Genomic DNA, 16,585 nt, shown 5'->3' with positions numbered 1-16,585 from the left:
ATCGATGATCCCCGTCACGTCCTTCGCCGGCAAGACGGTCGCGGTGTTCGGCCTCGGCGGCTCGGGGCTCGCCTCCTGCCATGCGTTGAAGGCCGGCGGCGCCGACGTGATAGCCGCCGACGACAATGCCGAGAACGTCGCCAAGGCCGCGCAGGCCGGCTTCATCACCGCGGACTTGCGCAACGTCTCCTGGGCGCAGTTCGCCGCGTTGGTGCTCGCGCCCGGCGTGCCGCTGACCCATCCGGTGCCGCATTGGAGCGTGTTGAAGGCGCGCGAGGCAAGCGTCGAGGTGATCGGCGACATCGAGCTGTTCTGCCGTGAGCGGCGCCGCCATGCGCCGGACGCGCCGTTCGTCGCCATCACCGGCACCAACGGCAAGTCGACCACGACGGCGCTGATTGCGCATCTGACCAAGGTCGCCGGCTACGACACCCAGATGGGCGGCAATATCGGCACCGCAATCCTGTCGCTGGAGCCGCCGCGCACGGGCCGCGTCCACGTCATCGAGATGTCGTCCTACCAGATCGACCTCACGCCCTCGCTCGATCCCTCCGTCGGCATCCTGCTCAATGTCAGTGAGGACCATATCGATCGCCACGGCACGATCGAGCATTACGCCGCGGTGAAGGAGCGCCTTGTGGCCGGCGTGCAAGGCGGCGGCACCTCGATTGTCGGTGTCGATGACGGCTTTTGCCGCGACATCGCCGACCGGCTCGACCGCGCTGGCAAGAACCTGGTGCGCATCTCGGTCAAGAACCCGCTCGCGTCGGGCATTTACGTCGAGCACGGCACCATCGTGCGCGCCGCGGGCGGCGCCCGCAGCGAGATCGCCGCGCTCGGCGGCATCGGCTCGCTGCGCGGCCAGCACAACGCGCAGAACGCGGCCTGCGCGGCCGCCGTCGCGCTCGCCATGGGCATCAGCCAGGACGTGCTGCAGAACGGCCTGCGCAGCTTTCCGGGCCTGGCGCATCGCATGGAGCAAGTCGGGCGCCGCGGCAACGTGCTGTTCGTCAATGATTCCAAGGGCACCAACGCGGACGCCACCGCGCATGCGCTGTCGTCGTTTTCGGAGATCTTCTGGATCGCCGGCGGCAAGCCGAAGGCGGGCGGCATCACTGGCCTGACCGGCTTCTTCCCGCGCATCCGCAAGGCCTATCTGATCGGCGAAGCTGCGCAGGAGTTTTCGGGCACGCTGGGCACACAGGTCGGGCATGAGATCAGCCAGACCCTGGACGTTGCGGTCGAACACGCGGCCCGCGATGCGGAAGCGTCGGGCCTCACCGACGCCGTCGTGCTGCTGTCCCCGGCCTGCGCATCGTTCGACCAGTACCGCAATTTCGAGATCCGCGGCACCAAGTTCCGCGAGCTGGTGCAGGCGCTGCCGGGTGTGCAGCCGGTGGTGTGAGGACACCGACACCAACGATTGAATGACATAATGACTCTGGTAGGCGCCTGGCTTGTAGACGAGACCGATGAACTGGCGCTAGCCCGCCTGGGAAATGTCCTGCTCGAGTTCGATGAGAGCGGTGGGTTGCGCTACACAATTCGTGAGCACGACAAGCGACAAATCATCAATCTTCGATATCGGGTGGAGGGCTCGACGATTGTCACCGACCAGCCCTCAGCTCCACAAGTTGAACGAACCCAGTTCTCATTCGCCGAGGATGGCGTTCTCACTCTGGCGTTTGGCGGCATACCCTATCGATTCGTCAGGGCTCCCGGTTCGTAGCCCGGCACCAACGCTTCGCTCAAAAGTTACCCGTCCCTTTAACCTCCCGGTAACCAACCTCGGCGACCAATGAACGGACCTCTGTCCGAAAGCGGCCGCCCATGCTCTCCCGTGAAGAACGCACCCCCTTTTCCGAGTGGTGGTGGACCGTCGACAAGCCGCTGATGGGCGCCATCCTGGGGCTGATGCTGACCGGGGTGATCCTGTCGCTGGCGGCGAGCCCGCCGGTTGCGACCCGCATCGGGCTCGATGCCTTCCATTTCTTCAGCCGCCACGTGCTGTTCCTGGTGCCGTCCTGCATCGTGCTGCTCGGGGTGTCCTTCCTGTCGCCGCGCGCGATCCGCCGCTCGGCGCTGATCATCTTCGCGGCGAGCATCGTCCTGATCGTGCTCACGCTCGCCTTCGGCCCGGAGGTGAAGGGCTCGCGCCGCTGGATCACGCTGCTCGGCGTCAACATCCAGGCCTCCGAGATCGCAAAGCCGTCCTTCGTCGTGATCGCGGCCTGGCTGTTCGCGGAATCGACGAGGCGCCCGGAGATGCCGGCGACCTCGATGGCGGTGGTGCTGCTGCTGATGCTGGTCGCGCTATTGGTGATGGAGCCGGATTTCGGCCAGACCATGCTGGTCCTGATGGTGTGGGGCTCGCTGTTCTTCATCGCGGGCATGCGGATGATCTGGGTGTTCGGCCTCGCAGGTCTCGGCGCGGCCGGCCTGTTCAGCGCCTATCTGTTCGTTCCGCACGTCGCGGGGCGCATCAAGCGCTTCATGAACCCGGCCTCCGGCGACACCTTCCAGGTCGATACCGCCATGGAGGCTTTCTACAACGGCGGCTGGTTCGGGCTCGGACCGGGCGAGGGCATCGCCAAGCGCAGCCTGCCGGACAGCCACACCGACTTCGTCTTCGCGGTCGCGGGCGAAGAGTTCGGCATCATCCTGTGCCTTGCGATGCTGGCGCTGTTCGCCTTCGTCGTCATGCGCACGCTGTCGCGCGCCTATGCCAACGAGGACATGTTCTCGCGCTTTGCGGCCTCCGGGCTCGCGATCCTGTTCGGCGTGCAGGCAGCGATCAACATGTCGGTGAACCTGCAGCTCATCCCCGCCAAGGGCATGACGCTGCCCTTCATCTCCTATGGCGGCTCCTCGATGGTCTCGCTCGCCTATGGCATAGGCATGATGCTGGCGCTGACGCGGCTGCGCCCGCGCACCGAGGTCGAGGCGAGCGGCCACGCCGAGGCGATGCGCAGTTACGCGTGAGCCGTCATTTGCGAGGAGCGAAGCGACGAAGCGATCCAGGCTGTCTCCGCGGAGGTGGTCTGGATTACTTCGCTTCGCTCGCAATGACGAGAAAGACCCTGTAAAACGCCCTCATTATGGACACGTCCCCCCTGATTCTTCTCGCCGCGGGCGGCACCGGCGGCCATCTGTTCCCGGCCGAGGCGCTCGGCGTCGAATTGATCCGGCGCGGCTATCGCGTCCGCCTCGTCACCGACGAGCGCGCGCTGCGCTATAGCGGGCTATTCAGCAAGGACATGATCGACGTCGTCAGAAGCGAGACCGCGCGCGGCCGCAATCCGCTTCAGCTGGCCTATGCCGGCCTCACGCTTGCCGCCGGCACGCTGTCCGCCTACGCGCTGATCAAGCGGCTGAAGCCCGTCGCCGTCGTCGGCTTCGGGGGCTATCCGACGCTGCCGCCGCTGGTCGCGGCGAAATTCGCCGGCGTGCCCGGCATCATCCACGACGCCAACGCCGTGCTCGGCCGCGCCAACCGGTTCCTGTCGAGCCGCGTGCGCGCCATCGCGACGTCCTTGCCCGGTGTGCTCGATCGCGATCCGGCGCTGGCAGGCAAGACGACGACCGTCGGCACGCCGATGCGTCCGGCGATCCTCGCGGCCGCCGCGGTGAAGTATGCCGCGCCCGAGCCGAACGGTCCGCTGCGTCTGCTCGTCGTCGGCGGCAGCCAGGGCGCGCGCATCATGGCCGACATCGTGCCTAGCGCGATCGAGCGGCTCGAGCCTGCGCTGTGGAGCCGTCTCGTCCTCACCCAGCAGGTGCGCGAAGAGGACATGAGCCGCGTGCGCGCCGTCTACGACAAGCTCAAGATCAAGGCCGAGCTCGCGCCGTTCTTCACGGATCTGCCGGCGCGGCTTGCCTCCAATCATCTCGTGGTATCGCGCTCCGGTGCGGGGACCGTGGCCGAGCTCGCCGCGATCGGTCGCCCCTCCATCCTGGTGCCGTTGCCGGGCTCGATCGACCAGGACCAGTTCGCCAATGCCGGCGTGCTGGCCAAGGTCGACGGCGCGATCCGCATCCCGCAGACCGAGTTCAGCTCCGACCGGCTGGCATCCGAAATTTCTGGCTTCGCCGCCGAGCCGGCACGGCTTGCCGCCATGGCGGCGGCGGCGAAGGGGGCGGGGCGGCTCGATGCGGCCGAGCGGCTGGCGGATCTCGTGGTGAAGACCGCGGGAATCTGACGCCTGTTCCGGCCCGAATGGCCAAAAAAGCCACTTGTCATGCCCCGCGAAAGCGGGGCATCCAGTATCCGACGCAGTTGATTTGAATCTCTGGCGTCGCGGAGTACTGGATCGTCCGCCTTCGCGGACGATGACCCCAAGGAAACCACATGAGACTGCCGCGCGAGATCGGACCCATCCACTTCGTCGGGATCGGCGGGATCGGCATGAGCGGCATCGCCGAGGTGCTGGCCAATCTCGGCTATGCCGTGCAGGGCTCGGACGCCGCCGACAATTACAATCTCGACCGTCTGCGCAAGAAGGGCGCGAAAGTCTCGGTCGGCCACAAGGCCGAGAATATCGACGGCGCCGAGGTCGTGGTCGTGTCTTCCGCGATCAAGCGCGACAATCCGGAACTGATGGCGGCGCGCGAGAGGCGCATTCCCGTGGTGCGCCGCGCCGAGATGCTGGCCGAGCTGATGCGGTTGAAGAGCTGCGTCGCCATCGCCGGCACCCACGGCAAGACCACCACGACGACGATGGTCGCCACGCTGCTCGACGCCGGCGGGCTCGATCCGACCGTGATCAACGGCGGCATCATCAACGCCTACGGCTCCAACGCGCGGCTTGGCGCCGGCGACTGGATGGTGGTCGAGGCCGACGAGAGCGACGGCACGTTCCTGAAGCTGCCGACCGATGTCGCGATCGTCACCAATGTCGACCCCGAGCATCTCGATCACTTCAAGACCTTCGAGGCGGTGCAGGACGCGTTTCGTCACTTCGTCGAGAACCTGCCGTTCTACGGCTTTGCCGTGATGTGCATCGATCATCCCGTGGTGCAGAGCCTCGTCGGCAAGATCGAGGACCGCCGCATCATCACTTATGGCGAGAATCCGCAGGCCGATGCGCGGCTGGTCGATCTCACCGCCGGCGGCGGCGGCTCGAAGTTCAAGGTCGTGATCCGCGACCGCAAGAACGGCACCACGCACGAGATCGCCGATCTCGCGCTGCCGATGCCGGGCCGGCACAATGCCTCGAATGCGACGGCGGCGATCGCGGTCGCGCACGAGTTCGGCGTGTCGGACGAGGCGATCCGCAAGGCGCTGGCCGGCTTCGGCGGCGTCAAGCGCCGCTTCACCAAGACCGGCGAGTGGAACGGCGTCACCGTGATCGATGATTACGGCCATCACCCCGTGGAGATCGCAGCCGTGCTGAAGGCCGCGCGCGATTCTTACACCGGCAAGGTGATCGCGGTGGTGCAGCCGCATCGCTACACCCGCCTGCAATCGCTGTTCGAGGAGTTCTGCACCTGCTTCAACGATGCCGATGCGGTCGTCGTCGCCGACGTCTATGCTGCCGGCGAGGCGCCGATCGAAGGCATCGACCGCGACCATTTCGTCGCCGGCCTGCGCGCCCACGGCCATCGCGAGGTGATCCCGCTGCCCAATGCCGGCGAACTAGCCAAAATCGTTCATGGCATCGCCAAGAGCGGCGATCTCGTTGTGTGTCTCGGCGCCGGCAACATCACGCAATGGGCGTATGCGCTGCCGGACCAGTTGAAGGCGCTGGGGTAGCGCGGTGGGATTTCCCGACCTCACCCCTTCACTCAAAGCCGCGATGCCCGAGCTTCGCGGGCGGCTGCTGGCGAACCAGTCGCTGGCCGAGCTCACCTGGTTTCGCGTCGGCGGTCCCGCGCAGGTGCTGTTCACGCCGGCGGACGAGGACGATCTCGCTTACTTCCTGGCGCATCTCGCCTCCGCCATTCCCGTCTACGTCATCGGGGTCGGCTCCAATCTGATCGTGCGCGACGGCGGCATTGCCGGCGTCGTCATTCGTCTCGCGCCGCGCGCCTTCGGCGAGGCGACTGCGAGCGGCGACATCGTCACCGCCGGCACGGCTGCGCTCGACAAGCGCGTGGCCGAAGTTGCGGCCTCCGCCAATATCAGTGGGCTCGAATTCTATTTCGGCATTCCCGGCACGATCGGTGGTGCGTTGCGCATGAATGCCGGCGCCAATGGCGACGAGACCAAGGACGTGCTGGTCGAGGCGAGGGGCGTCGGGCGCGACGGCACCAAGCACGTCTTCTCCAACGTCGAGATGAAGTTCGTCTACCGCAGCAGCGGCGTCGATCCCTCCATCATCTTCACCTCCGCGCGCTTTCGCGGCGAGATCAGGGACGCGGAGGCGATCCGCGCGCGCATGGCGGAGGTGCAGAGCCATCGCGAGACCGCGCAGCCGATCCGCGAGAAAACCGGCGGCTCGACCTTCAAGAATCCGCCCGGCCATTCCGCCTGGAAGCTGATCGACGCCGCCGGCTGCCGTGGCCTGCGCGTCGGCGGCGCGCAGGTCTCGGAGATGCATTGCAACTTCCTGATCAACACCGGCGAGGCCACCGCGCACGACATCGAGACGCTGGGCGAGACGGTACGTGCACGCGTGAAGGCGAATTCCGGAATCGAGCTACACTGGGAAATCAAGCGGATCGGGGTTTCATGATTTCCGTCATTCCGGGGCTCGCGAAGCGAGAGCCCGGAATCCATAGGGCGGCGGAGTTCGTGGATGAATGGATTCTCAGGTGCGCAATTGCGCACCGTAGTTCGCGACTACGTCGCGCCCCGGAATGACGGAACGAGAGAGACTATGAACATGCGCATCACCATCCTCTTCGGCGGCTCCAACCGCGAGCGTCTCGTCTCGGTTGCCACAGCCCAGGCGCTGCATCAGGCGCTGCCCGAGGCTGACCTCTGGTGGTGGGACGTCGAGGACAAGGTGCACGTCGTGCAGTCGAAGCAGCTGCTCGAGCATGCCCGCCCGTTCGAGGACGAATTCAAGCCGGGCACGCGCGGCGTCCCGCTCGCGCAGGCGCTCGACCGGGCCAAGGCTGAGGATCGCGTGCTGGTGCTCGGCCTGCACGGCGGGCGTGCCGAGAACGGCGAATTGCAGGTGATGTGCGAGGCGCGCGGCGTGCCCTTCACCGGCTCGGGCTCGGCGTCGTCGCATCTGGCCTTCGACAAGATCGCAGCCAAGCGCTTCGCCGCGCTCGGCGGCGTGACGCCGCCGGAAAATCTTGCGCTCGATGATATCGACGAGGCTTTCGCCGAGTATGGAAGGCTGATCGCAAAGCCCGCGCGCGACGGGTCGAGCTACGGCCTGATCTTCGTCAATGCCAAGCAGGACCTCGTCGCTGTCCGCAACGCAGCGAAGCATGAAGAGTACGTCATCGAGCCCTACATCGCCGGCGTGGAGGCGACCTGTGGCGTGCTGGAGCGCACCGACGGCTCGATCATCTCGCTGCCGCCGATCGAGATCATTCCGGGCGAGGGCAATTTCGACTACGCGGCGAAATATCTTCTGAAGTCGACCCAGGAGATCTGCCCCGGCCGCTTCGCACCCGAGATCACCGCCGCGCTCCAGGCGCAGGCGATGCTGGCCCATCGCGCAATGTCCTGCACCGGCTATTCCCGCTCTGACTTCATCGTCTCGGACAAGGGCCTCGTCTATCTCGAGACCAACACGCTGCCCGGGCTGACCAAGTCCTCGCTCTACCCCAAGGCGCTGAAAGCCGAAGGCATCGAGTTCGTCGACTTCCTGCGCGGCCTGGTCGAGCTCGCCTGCCAGCGCGTGCGGAAATAGTCAGGACTGGTTAACGGCCGGACCGGCGAAACGGGCCGGTTTGGTGGCCAAAACCGGTAAAATGCCGGACATGGCGGCGCAAATGCCAGATATCGCGAGGCAAAATGCGCAGGTCGTTAACGAATTTTACCTTTTGTTTACCAGGACGTCCGAAGGTTAACGCTGGCGGCGCATATGGCGCTTTGGCTGCCGGCGCGTGAGCTGTCGCGGGTGATGTCACCTCCAGCGAACGCTTTGAAGGGGAGAGGTTTTCTTCTGCTGAAGACCAGCACCCGGCCCGGCAAGTCCGAGACGTCATGTTCGCCAGGATCCGCGCGATGTCGCGGGCAAACTGTTGACGAGCTCGTGCAATGGATGGTGCAGGACGCCTCACCCGATCGCTTTTCGGATCGCTGAGGCCCCAAGCTGACCTGAAGGCGGCCGCTATCGGAGCGGTCGTGCTTCTGCGCGAGTGGGCGCAGGTCAAGCGCGAAGAGGCGCGCGCTGCCGCCAGGGACAAGGCCAAAGCCAAAGCCCAGGCCAAGGCCGCCGTCGAGCGCGAGCCGCCGCCGCGCCTGGTCGCGCTGGTCGAGCGCTATCTGCCGCGCCGGGTCGGCCTCAGCATGACCGTGCTGCTGTTGATCGGCAGCTGCGGCTTCGGCATTGTCAAGGGCGGCCACCTCCAGGATTTCGTCACCGCGGTCAGCGATGCCCGCAATGCGCTGGCCAATTCCGCCGGCTTCCGCATCACCTCCGTCGTCATCAACGGCCGCAAGCAGCTGACCCAGGACGAGATCCTCGCGATCGGCGGCGTCAGCGGCCGCTCCTCGCTGCTGTTCCTCGATGCCGAGGCGGTGCGCGACAAGCTCAAGGCCAATCCCTGGATCGCGGATGCGACCGTGCTGAAGCTCTATCCGGGCCAGCTCATGATCGAGCTCACCGAGCGCAAGGCGTTCGCGCTGTGGCAGGAGGCCGGCCGGCTCTCCGTCATCGCCGACGACGGCGCCGTGCTCGAGCCCTATGTCTCGCGCCGCTTCCTGTCGCTGCCGCTCGTGGTCGGCAAGGGCGCCGAGACCCAGGCCCGCGATTTCCTGGCGCTGCTGGCGCGCTACCCGCAGGTCCATTCGGTGACCAAGGCCGCGATCTACGTCGGCGAGCGGCGCTGGAACCTGCGGCTCAAGGACGGTCTCGACATTCGCCTGCCCGAGCAGGACGTCGGCAACGCGCTTGCGATGCTGTCGAAGCTCGACAAGGAGGACAGGCTGTTCTCGCGCGATATCGTCGCCGTCGACATGCGCCTGCCGGACCGGCTGGTGGTGCAGCTCTCCGAGGACGCCGCCAAGGCGCGCGAGGAGCTGTTCAAGGACAAGAAGAAAAAGAAGGCCGGGGATTCCGCATGACCGGTCTCGATCGCACCCAGACGCCGAAGACGCGCCCGATGCCGCACAAGCGCGGCGGCATCGTCGCCTGCCTCGACATCGGCACCAGCAAGATCGCCTGCATGATCGCGCGGCTGAAGCCGTCGCCGCCGAGCGATGCGCTGCGCGGCCGCACACATGCGGTGGAATTGATCGGCTACAGCCAGATCCAGGCGCGCGGCATGAAGGCCGGCGCGGTGATCGATCTCGGCGAATGCGAGCAGGCGGTGCGCCAGGCCGTCGGGCTCGCGGAGAAGATGGCCAAGGTGCGGGTCGAGTCCGTGCTGTTGTCGGTCTCCGGCGGCCGGCTCGCCGGCCAGCTGGTCGAGGCTGCCGCCGACATTCGTGGCGGCGCCGTGACGCCGGCCGACGTCAGTCGCGTCACCTCCACCGGCATGCGCCACGCCACCGGCGAAGGCCGGACCGTGCTGCACGCCCTGCCGGTCGGCTACACGCTCGATGGTGTCAAAGGAATCCGCGATCCCCGCGGCATGGTCGCGCACCAGTTCGGCGTCGACATGAACGTCGTCACCTGCGACGCCACCGTGGCGCGGAACCTGATGCTGGCCGTGGAGCGCTGCCACATCAATGTCGAAGCCATGGCAGCCAGCCCCTATGTGGCCGGACTGTCGGTGCTGACCGACGACGAGGCCGATCTCGGCGCCGCTGTCGTCGAGATGGGCGCCGGCACCACCACGATTGCCGTTTATTCGGGCGGCCGCTTCGTGCATGCGGCGGGTTTTGCGGTCGGCGGGCAACACATCACGATGGATCTTGCGCGCGGACTCTCGGCGACCATTGCCGATGCCGAGCGAATCAAGACCTTATACGGTACCGTCATCACCGGCGGATCGGACTCGCGTGAGCTGATGTCTGTGCCGACAGCCGGTGACGAGCAGGATCTGCCGCAGATCGTCTCCCGCGCCACCATCGCGAACATCGTCAAGCACCGTGCCGAGGAAGTCTTCGAAATGGTTCGGGACAAGCTGAAGGATTCGCCCTTCGCCGCAGAGCCGAACGGCCGCGTCGTGCTCTCGGGCGGGGCCTCCCAGCTGACCGGCCTCGTCGATCTTGGCACCCGGATTCTCGGCCGGCCCGTGCGGGTCGGTCGTCCGCTCGGTTTCGGCCGGCTTCCCAACGAGGCGAAGAACGCCGCGTTCGCGGTGCCGGCCGGACTTCTGGTCTACCCGCAATATGTTCACCTCGAACATGTCGAACCGCGGCATACGCGGCAGCAGATCAAGACAGGGACCGGCGGATATTTCGGAAAGGTCGGACGATGGCTACGCGAGGGCTTCTGATGACCGCTTTCCGCAATCTTCGATTTTCACCAACTCCCGCGGCCACCGGCCGGGGCGAACCCACGCGCGCGTGATCGAGAGGCAACCATGACCATCAGCATCAATGTTCCTGATATTCACGAACTGAAGCCCCGGATCACCGTGTTCGGCGTCGGCGGCGCCGGCGGCAACGCCGTCAACAACATGATCACGGCGGGCCTGCAGGGCGTCGACTTCGTGGTCGCCAACACCGACGCGCAGGCGCTGACGATGTCGAAAGCGCAGCGCATCGTGCAGATGGGCACGGCCGTCACGCAAGGCCTCGGCGCCGGCTCGCAGCCGAACGTCGGCGCCGCGGCAGCGGAAGAGGTGATCGACGAGCTGCGCGACCATCTCTCGGGCGCCAACATGGTGTTCGTCACCGCAGGCATGGGCGGCGGCACCGGCACGGGTGCAGCTCCCGTCATCGCCAAGACCGCGCGCGACATGGGCATCCTCACCGTCGGCGTGGTGACCAAGCCGTTCCACTTCGAGGGCCAGCGCCGCATGCGCACGGCCGAAGCCGGCATCTCCGAGCTGCACAAGGTCGTGGATACGCTCCTGATCATCCCGAACCAGAACCTGTTCCGGGTCGCCAACGAGAAGACCACCTTCGCTGACGCCTTCGCGATGGCCGACCAGGTGCTCTATTCGGGCGTCGCCTGCATCACCGACCTGATGGTCAAGGAAGGCCTGATCAACCTCGACTTCGCCGACGTCCGCGCCGTCATGCGCGAGATGGGCAAGGCGATGATGGGCACCGGCGAAGCCTCCGGCGACAAGCGCGCGCTGACCGCCGCGGAAGCCGCGATCGCCAACCCGCTGATTGACGACTCGTCGATGAAGGGCGCCAAGGGCCTCCTCATCTCCATCACCGGCGGCAAGGACCTCACTTTGTTCGAGGTCGACGAAGCCGCGACCCGCATCCGCGAGGAAGTCGACCAGGACGCCAACATCATCGTCGGCGCCACCTTCGACGAAGCGCTCGACGGTCTGATCCGCGTCTCGGTGGTCGCCACCGGCATCGAGCAGGCCGCGATCGCCCGCAACAGCCAGGCCACCTCTGCGCCCGTCGCCAACCCGGCACCGCAGATGCAGCAGGCTGCCGCCCCGGCCGCCGCCGCCGAGAGCCGTCTCGCCGACCTGACCGCCCGGCTGCGTGCCGACAATCAGCGTCTGGCCGAGCGCGCTCAGAAGCTGGAAGCCCAGACCCCGGCCGCCGCGCCGGCTCCGGCTGCCGCCGCGCCCCGTCCGAACGTCGAGCGTGCTGCGCTCGCCGCGATCGCCGCTGCCGTTTCCGAGGTGCCGCAGCCGCCCGCGCCACAGACTTATGGCGACGTCACCGTGCGCCCGATCGCGCAGAAGCCGACCCTGTTCCCGGAGGCCGACATGGCCCCGGTCGCGGTGCAGGAGCCGATGACGCCTGATACCTTCATCCCGCCGCAGGCCGAGCGTCCGGCCCGCGCGCCGCGCATGCCGCGAATCGAGGAGCTGCCGATGCCGGCGCAAGCCGAGATTCGGCAGGCCCGCGGCGAGGCTGAGGAGGAGACCCCGCAGAAGACCCGCCTGTCGCTGCTGCAGCGCCTCGCCAATGTCGGCCTCGGCCGTCGCGACGAGGAAAGCGAGCCACCGGTCGCGGCCCGCACCGCCGGTCCCGCCATGCCGCCGCTGCCCGAGCGCAGGCCGCAGAAGACCGTGGCGCAGCAGATCGCGTCCAACGAGCCGGTATCGGAGTATGCCCGCCGTCCCGCGCCGCAGGGTCTGGACGTCCATGGCCGCCCCGCGCCTGTTGCGCCGGCGCCACAGGGTGACGACCATCTTGATATCCCGGCCTTCCTGCGGCGGCAGGCGACCTGAGGATTGTTACAATAAGGCAGACAAAAAAAGGTCCCGGCGAGGAGCTCGCCGGGACCTTTCCTTTTGTCCCGGGCATGTCCGGATTGAGCAGCCAAACAACTGATTTTAAATGATTAATTACGGCTTCGGTGGTTCAGTAGAACTGCCGATAGCGGTCCCGAAACCCGGCGCAATTTGGTTAAGCCTTGGCGCGAATACGGCAGGTTTGGGGTAACAATCGGTAAAAAAGCGTGAGTTGGCGCTGTTTGAGGCTGCAACTATGGTTTGCCGTGACTTGGGGATACGGAGATTCGGTAGCGTCGGCTCTGGCCGGCCAAGCGGGTCTCGTATAAGTCGCAGTGGGTCTTAGTGGGGCGGGTTCCTGATGAAATTTAGCCGGCAAACAACGCTTCGTGCGCAAGCCTCTGTGGCAGGCGTGGGCGTTCATTCCGGTCTTCCTGTCACTCTCACGCTTGGGCCTGCGCCTGTCGACGCGGGTTTTATTTTTGTCCGGACCGGACTTGAGGGAAGTGACCGCGAAGTTCAGGCCACCGCCGAGCAGGTGATTGCGACTGACTTTGCCACCGTCCTCGGCGACCGCAACGGTCCGCTGGTGTCCACCGCCGAGCATGTCCTTGCTGCACTGCGGGGAATGGGTGTCGACAACGCTACCATCGAGATCGACGGTCCCGAAGTCCCGATCATGGACGGCAGCGCCGCCGCCTTCATCGCGGCAATCGACCAGGCCGGCATCGTCACCCAGCCGGCGCAGCGCCGCTTCATCCAGGTTCTGAAGCCGATCTCGGTCAAGATCGGCGACTCCTTCGGCGAGATCAGGCCCCACACCAACGGGTTCCGCGTCGAGGTCGAGATCGATTTCACCAATCCCGTCATCGGCCAGCAGGCTTACGCCTTCGACCTCAATCCGGAAGGTTTCCGCCGCGAAGTCGGCCGGGCTCGGACCTTCGGCCTGATGAACGATGTCGCGCGGCTGTGGAGCGCGGGCTATGCCCTCGGCGCCTCCTTCGACAACACCGTCGTGTTCGATGACGAGCGGCTGCTCAATACCGAAGGCCTGCGCTACGCCGATGAATGCGCCCGTCACAAGGTGCTGGACGTGATCGGCGACCTCTCGCTGGCCGGCCTGCCGCTGCTTGGCGCCTACCGCTCGGTGCGTGGCGGCCACAAGCTCAACCACGCCGTCCTGACGGCGCTGCTCGCCGACCGGACCGCCTGGCGGGTGGTCGAGGGCGAGGCTGCCCGCCGCACCACGCGTGCCGTGGGCGAGGTCGGTCGCGGCATCGTCGGCGGCCGGGTCGCTGCGGCCTTCGGACCGGATGTGTCCTGACGCGGCCTGCCGCCTTCAGAACGCGGTTGGCGGCCCCCCGGGAAACTCCTGGTAACCATGATCGGCTAGCATTGCGGCAGGTTCGCCTTAATCCGGGCGAAATGCCTCCCTATCCGGTTCGTTAACGATCGTTTTCGGATACATCGGCGTGGTCGCATGGCAGGCACCACGGTTACATTTCGCGCCCATGAGGGGTTCGTGGGCTGGCGGACACCGCATCACAGGGCGTCAGGGCTTAAACTCATGTCGGCACAGCGTATGACGCGCGGATATTTCTCGGTCTCGTCGCGAGCCCGCGGGCTGATTCAGGCCGTCACCTTCATCGTTCTTGCGCTGCCGCTCGCCGGATGCGGCACGGGCGCGCTCTGGGACAAGTTCACCGCCAAGGATGACACCTTCGTCGAGGAGCCCGCCGACAAGATCTACAATGAGGGCCTGTACCTCATGAACGAGAAGAAGGACATGAAGGCGGCGAACAAGAAGTTCGAAGAGGTCGACCGCCAGCATCCTTATTCCGACTGGGCCCGCAAGTCGCTGCTGATGTCGGCCTATGCGTCCTATCAGGGCGGCGATTATGACGGTTGCATCGGTGCCGCCACCCGCTACGTCACGCTGCATCCCGGCAGCCCGGATGCGGCCTATGCGCAATACCTGATCGCCGCCTCCCATTACGACCAGATCCCGGACATCAGCCGCGACCAGACCCGCACCGAAAAGGCGATCGCTGCGCTGGAAGAGGTGGTGCGCAAATATCCGAACTCGGAATATGCGACCTCGGCCAAGGCCAAGATCGAGGGCGCGCGCGACCAGCTCGCCGGCAAGGAAATGAATGTCGGCCGCTACTACGCCCAGAAGCGCGACTACACGGCCGCCATCAATCGTTACAAGACCGTCGTGACCCAGTACCAGACCACTCGCCATGTCGAGGAGGCGCTGTTCCGGCTCACCGAGGCCTATATGGCGATCGGCATCGTTGGCGAAGCGCAGACCGCGGCGGCGGTGCTTGGGCACAATTTTCCTGACAGCCGCTGGTACAAGGACGCCTATAATCTTGTAAAATCCGGCGGTCTCGAGCCGAGCGAGAATCAGGGGTCCTGGATCAGCCGGACCTTCAAGAAGATGGGTCTCGGCTAGGAAATTTGGTTCCATGCTGGCGCGTCTGTCGATCCGTGACATCGTCCTGATCGAACGGCTCGATATCGAATTCGCCTCCGGCCTCGCGGTTTTGACCGGCGAGACCGGTGCGGGCAAATCCATCCTGCTCGATGCCTTTGCGCTGGCGCTCGGCGGCCGCGGCGACGCCGGCCTCGTGCGTCACGGCGCGGAGCAGGGGCAGGTCACGGCCGTGTTCGATGTCCCGAAGAATCACCCTGCGACGAAGATACTGGCCGAGAATGGCCTCGACGACACCGGCGAGATGATTCTCCGGCGCGTGCAGCTCGCCGACGGCCGCACCCGCGCCTTCATCAACGACCAATCGATCAGCGTGCAGACGCTGAAGGCGGTCGGCACCGCCCTGGTCGAGATCCACGGCCAGCACGACGAGCGCGCGCTGGTCGATGCCGCCACCCACCGCCGCCTGCTCGACGCTTTTGCCGGCCTCGAGAAGGACGTCGCGGCCGTCGAAGCGCTCTGGGATGCGCGCCGCACCGCCAACACCGCGCTGGAGGAGCATCGCGCCGCCATGGAGCGCGCGGCGCGCGAGGCCGATTATCTGCGCCACGCCTCCGACGAGCTGAAGCAGCTCGCGCCCAAGGACGGCGAGGAAACCGCATTGGCTTCCCGCCGCACCACCATGATGCAGGGCGAGAAGATCGCCTCCGACCTGCGCGAGGCGCAGGAGGCGGTCGGCGGCAATCATTCGCCGGTTGCCGCGCTCTCGGCGGCGGTGCGCCGGCTGGAGCGCCGCGGCGTCAACTCGCCGGCGCTGGTCGAGCCCGCGGTAAAGGCAATCGACGCGGCGATCAACGCGCTGGAGGAGGCCGATCAGCATCTCCAGGCGGCGCTGGCCGCAACTGATTTCGATCCGGCCGAGCTCGAGCGCATCGAGGAACGGCTTTTTGCTTTGCGTGCGGCGTCTCGCAAATATTCGACCCCGGTTGACGGCCTCGCCGCGCTGGCCGCCAAATACGCCGCCGACGTCGTCCTGATCGATGCCGGCGCCTCGCGCTTGAAGAAGCTGGAGCAGGCCGCGATCGAGGCGGACAGCCGCTATGCGGCGGCCGCCAAGAAGCTGTCGCTGGCGCGGCAGAAGTCGGCCGAGAAGCTCAACAAGGCGGTCAATGCCGAGCTTGCCCCGCTCAAGCTCGAACGCGCGAGGTTCATGACCCAGGTCGAGACCGACGAGGCTGCGCCCGGGCCGCAAGGTTTCGATCGCGTCGAGTTCTGGGTGCAGACCAATCCGGGCACCAGACCGGGGCCCTTGATGAAGGTCGCTTCCGGCGGCGAGCTGTCGCGCTTCCTGCTCGCGCTCAAGGTCGTCCTGTCCGACCGCGGCTCGGCGCCGACGCTCGTCTTCGACGAGATCGACACCGGCGTCGGCGGTGCGGTTGCGGACGCCATCGGCGGGCGCCTGGCGCGGCTGGCCGGCAAGGTCCAGGTCATGGCTGTGACCCACGCCCCGCAGGTCGCCGCCCGCGCCGACCAGCACCTGCTCATCTCCAAGGACGCCCTCGACAAGGGCAAGCGCGTCGCCACCCGCGTCAATGCGCTCGCCGCCGACCACCGCCGCGAGGAGATCGCCCGCATGCTCGCGGGCGCCGAGATCACGGCCGAGGCGAGGGCTGCGGCGGAACGGCTGCTCAAGGCGGCGACGGCTTAGGCTTGTGTCCCGGACGCGCGTAGCGCGAGCCGGGACCCAGAATGCCTGCCGCG

13 protein-coding genes are annotated in these 16,585 nt (G+C 66.5%); all 13 read left to right on the top strand.

Annotation, left to right across the window (positions count from 1 at the left end; genetic code table 11):
• Positions 1-4 precede the first annotated feature (4 nt).
• The 13 genes from murD to recN all read left to right on the top strand — a co-directional run bounded on the left by murD (position 5) and on the right by recN (position 16,532).
• Positions 5-1,405, top strand: a complete 1,401-nt coding sequence (murD, locus tag GA0061099_RS03425; protein WP_036028364.1) for a UDP-N-acetylmuramoyl-L-alanine--D-glutamate ligase — start codon at positions 5-7, stop codon at positions 1,403-1,405.
• 30 nt (positions 1,406-1,435) lie between these two features.
• A complete protein-coding gene (locus tag GA0061099_RS03420) occupies positions 1,436-1,729 on the top strand; it encodes a hypothetical protein (RefSeq protein ID WP_036003531.1) in 294 nt (97 codons plus the stop codon).
• Between the two features lie 101 nt (positions 1,730-1,830).
• Positions 1,831-2,982, top strand: a complete 1,152-nt coding sequence (ftsW, locus tag GA0061099_RS03415; RefSeq protein ID WP_036003534.1) for a putative lipid II flippase FtsW — start codon at positions 1,831-1,833, stop codon at positions 2,980-2,982.
• Between the two features lie 116 nt (positions 2,983-3,098).
• The gene (gene murG / locus GA0061099_RS03410) at positions 3,099-4,199 is read left to right on the top strand and encodes an undecaprenyldiphospho-muramoylpentapeptide beta-N-acetylglucosaminyltransferase (protein ID WP_074447533.1); all 1,101 of its coding nucleotides are present in this window, start codon (positions 3,099-3,101) and stop codon (positions 4,197-4,199) included.
• Between the two features lie 149 nt (positions 4,200-4,348).
• The gene (murC, locus tag GA0061099_RS03405) at positions 4,349-5,752 is read left to right on the top strand and encodes a UDP-N-acetylmuramate--L-alanine ligase (RefSeq protein WP_036003548.1); all 1,404 of its coding nucleotides are present in this window, start codon (positions 4,349-4,351) and stop codon (positions 5,750-5,752) included.
• Positions 5,753-5,756: 4 nt separating this feature from the next.
• Positions 5,757-6,674, top strand: a complete 918-nt coding sequence (gene murB / locus GA0061099_RS03400) for a UDP-N-acetylmuramate dehydrogenase (RefSeq protein WP_036028355.1) — start codon at positions 5,757-5,759, stop codon at positions 6,672-6,674.
• Positions 6,675-6,824: 150 nt separating this feature from the next.
• Positions 6,825-7,811, top strand: coding sequence for a D-alanine--D-alanine ligase family protein (locus GA0061099_RS03395; protein ID WP_036028358.1), 987 nt, complete (start codon positions 6,825-6,827; stop codon positions 7,809-7,811).
• A gap of 350 nt (positions 7,812-8,161) precedes the next feature.
• The gene (locus tag GA0061099_RS03390; RefSeq protein WP_036028353.1) at positions 8,162-9,190 is read left to right on the top strand and encodes a cell division protein FtsQ/DivIB; all 1,029 of its coding nucleotides are present in this window, start codon (positions 8,162-8,164) and stop codon (positions 9,188-9,190) included.
• Positions 9,187-10,509 carry a cell division protein FtsA gene (gene ftsA / locus GA0061099_RS03385; RefSeq protein WP_036003557.1) on the top strand — a complete coding sequence of 441 codons (1,323 nt, stop codon included), beginning with the start codon at positions 9,187-9,189 and terminating at the stop codon, positions 10,507-10,509. The genes GA0061099_RS03390 and ftsA overlap by 4 nt, the downstream gene beginning before the upstream one ends.
• 87 nt (positions 10,510-10,596) lie before the next feature.
• Positions 10,597-12,384, top strand: a complete 1,788-nt coding sequence (gene ftsZ / locus GA0061099_RS03380) for a cell division protein FtsZ (RefSeq protein ID WP_074447532.1) — start codon at positions 10,597-10,599, stop codon at positions 12,382-12,384.
• A gap of 364 nt (positions 12,385-12,748) precedes the next feature.
• Positions 12,749-13,711 carry a UDP-3-O-acyl-N-acetylglucosamine deacetylase gene (lpxC, locus tag GA0061099_RS03375; protein ID WP_036028336.1) on the top strand — a complete coding sequence of 321 codons (963 nt, stop codon included), beginning with the start codon at positions 12,749-12,751 and terminating at the stop codon, positions 13,709-13,711.
• Positions 13,712-13,954: 243 nt separating this feature from the next.
• Positions 13,955-14,845: an outer membrane protein assembly factor BamD gene (locus GA0061099_RS03370; RefSeq protein WP_036028334.1), complete on the top strand. Its 891-nt coding sequence runs from the start codon at positions 13,955-13,957 to the stop codon at positions 14,843-14,845.
• Positions 14,846-14,858: 13 nt separating this feature from the next.
• Positions 14,859-16,532 carry a DNA repair protein RecN gene (gene recN, locus GA0061099_RS03365; protein ID WP_036003579.1) on the top strand — a complete coding sequence of 558 codons (1,674 nt, stop codon included), beginning with the start codon at positions 14,859-14,861 and terminating at the stop codon, positions 16,530-16,532.
• Positions 16,533-16,585: the final 53 nt, after the last annotated feature.

Origin of the sequence: Bradyrhizobium yuanmingense (genome assembly GCF_900094575.1) — a bacterium.
GTDB lineage: Bacteria > Pseudomonadota > Alphaproteobacteria > Rhizobiales > Xanthobacteraceae > Bradyrhizobium > Bradyrhizobium yuanmingense.
This window is presented reverse-complemented; position numbering and strand designations above follow the sequence as displayed.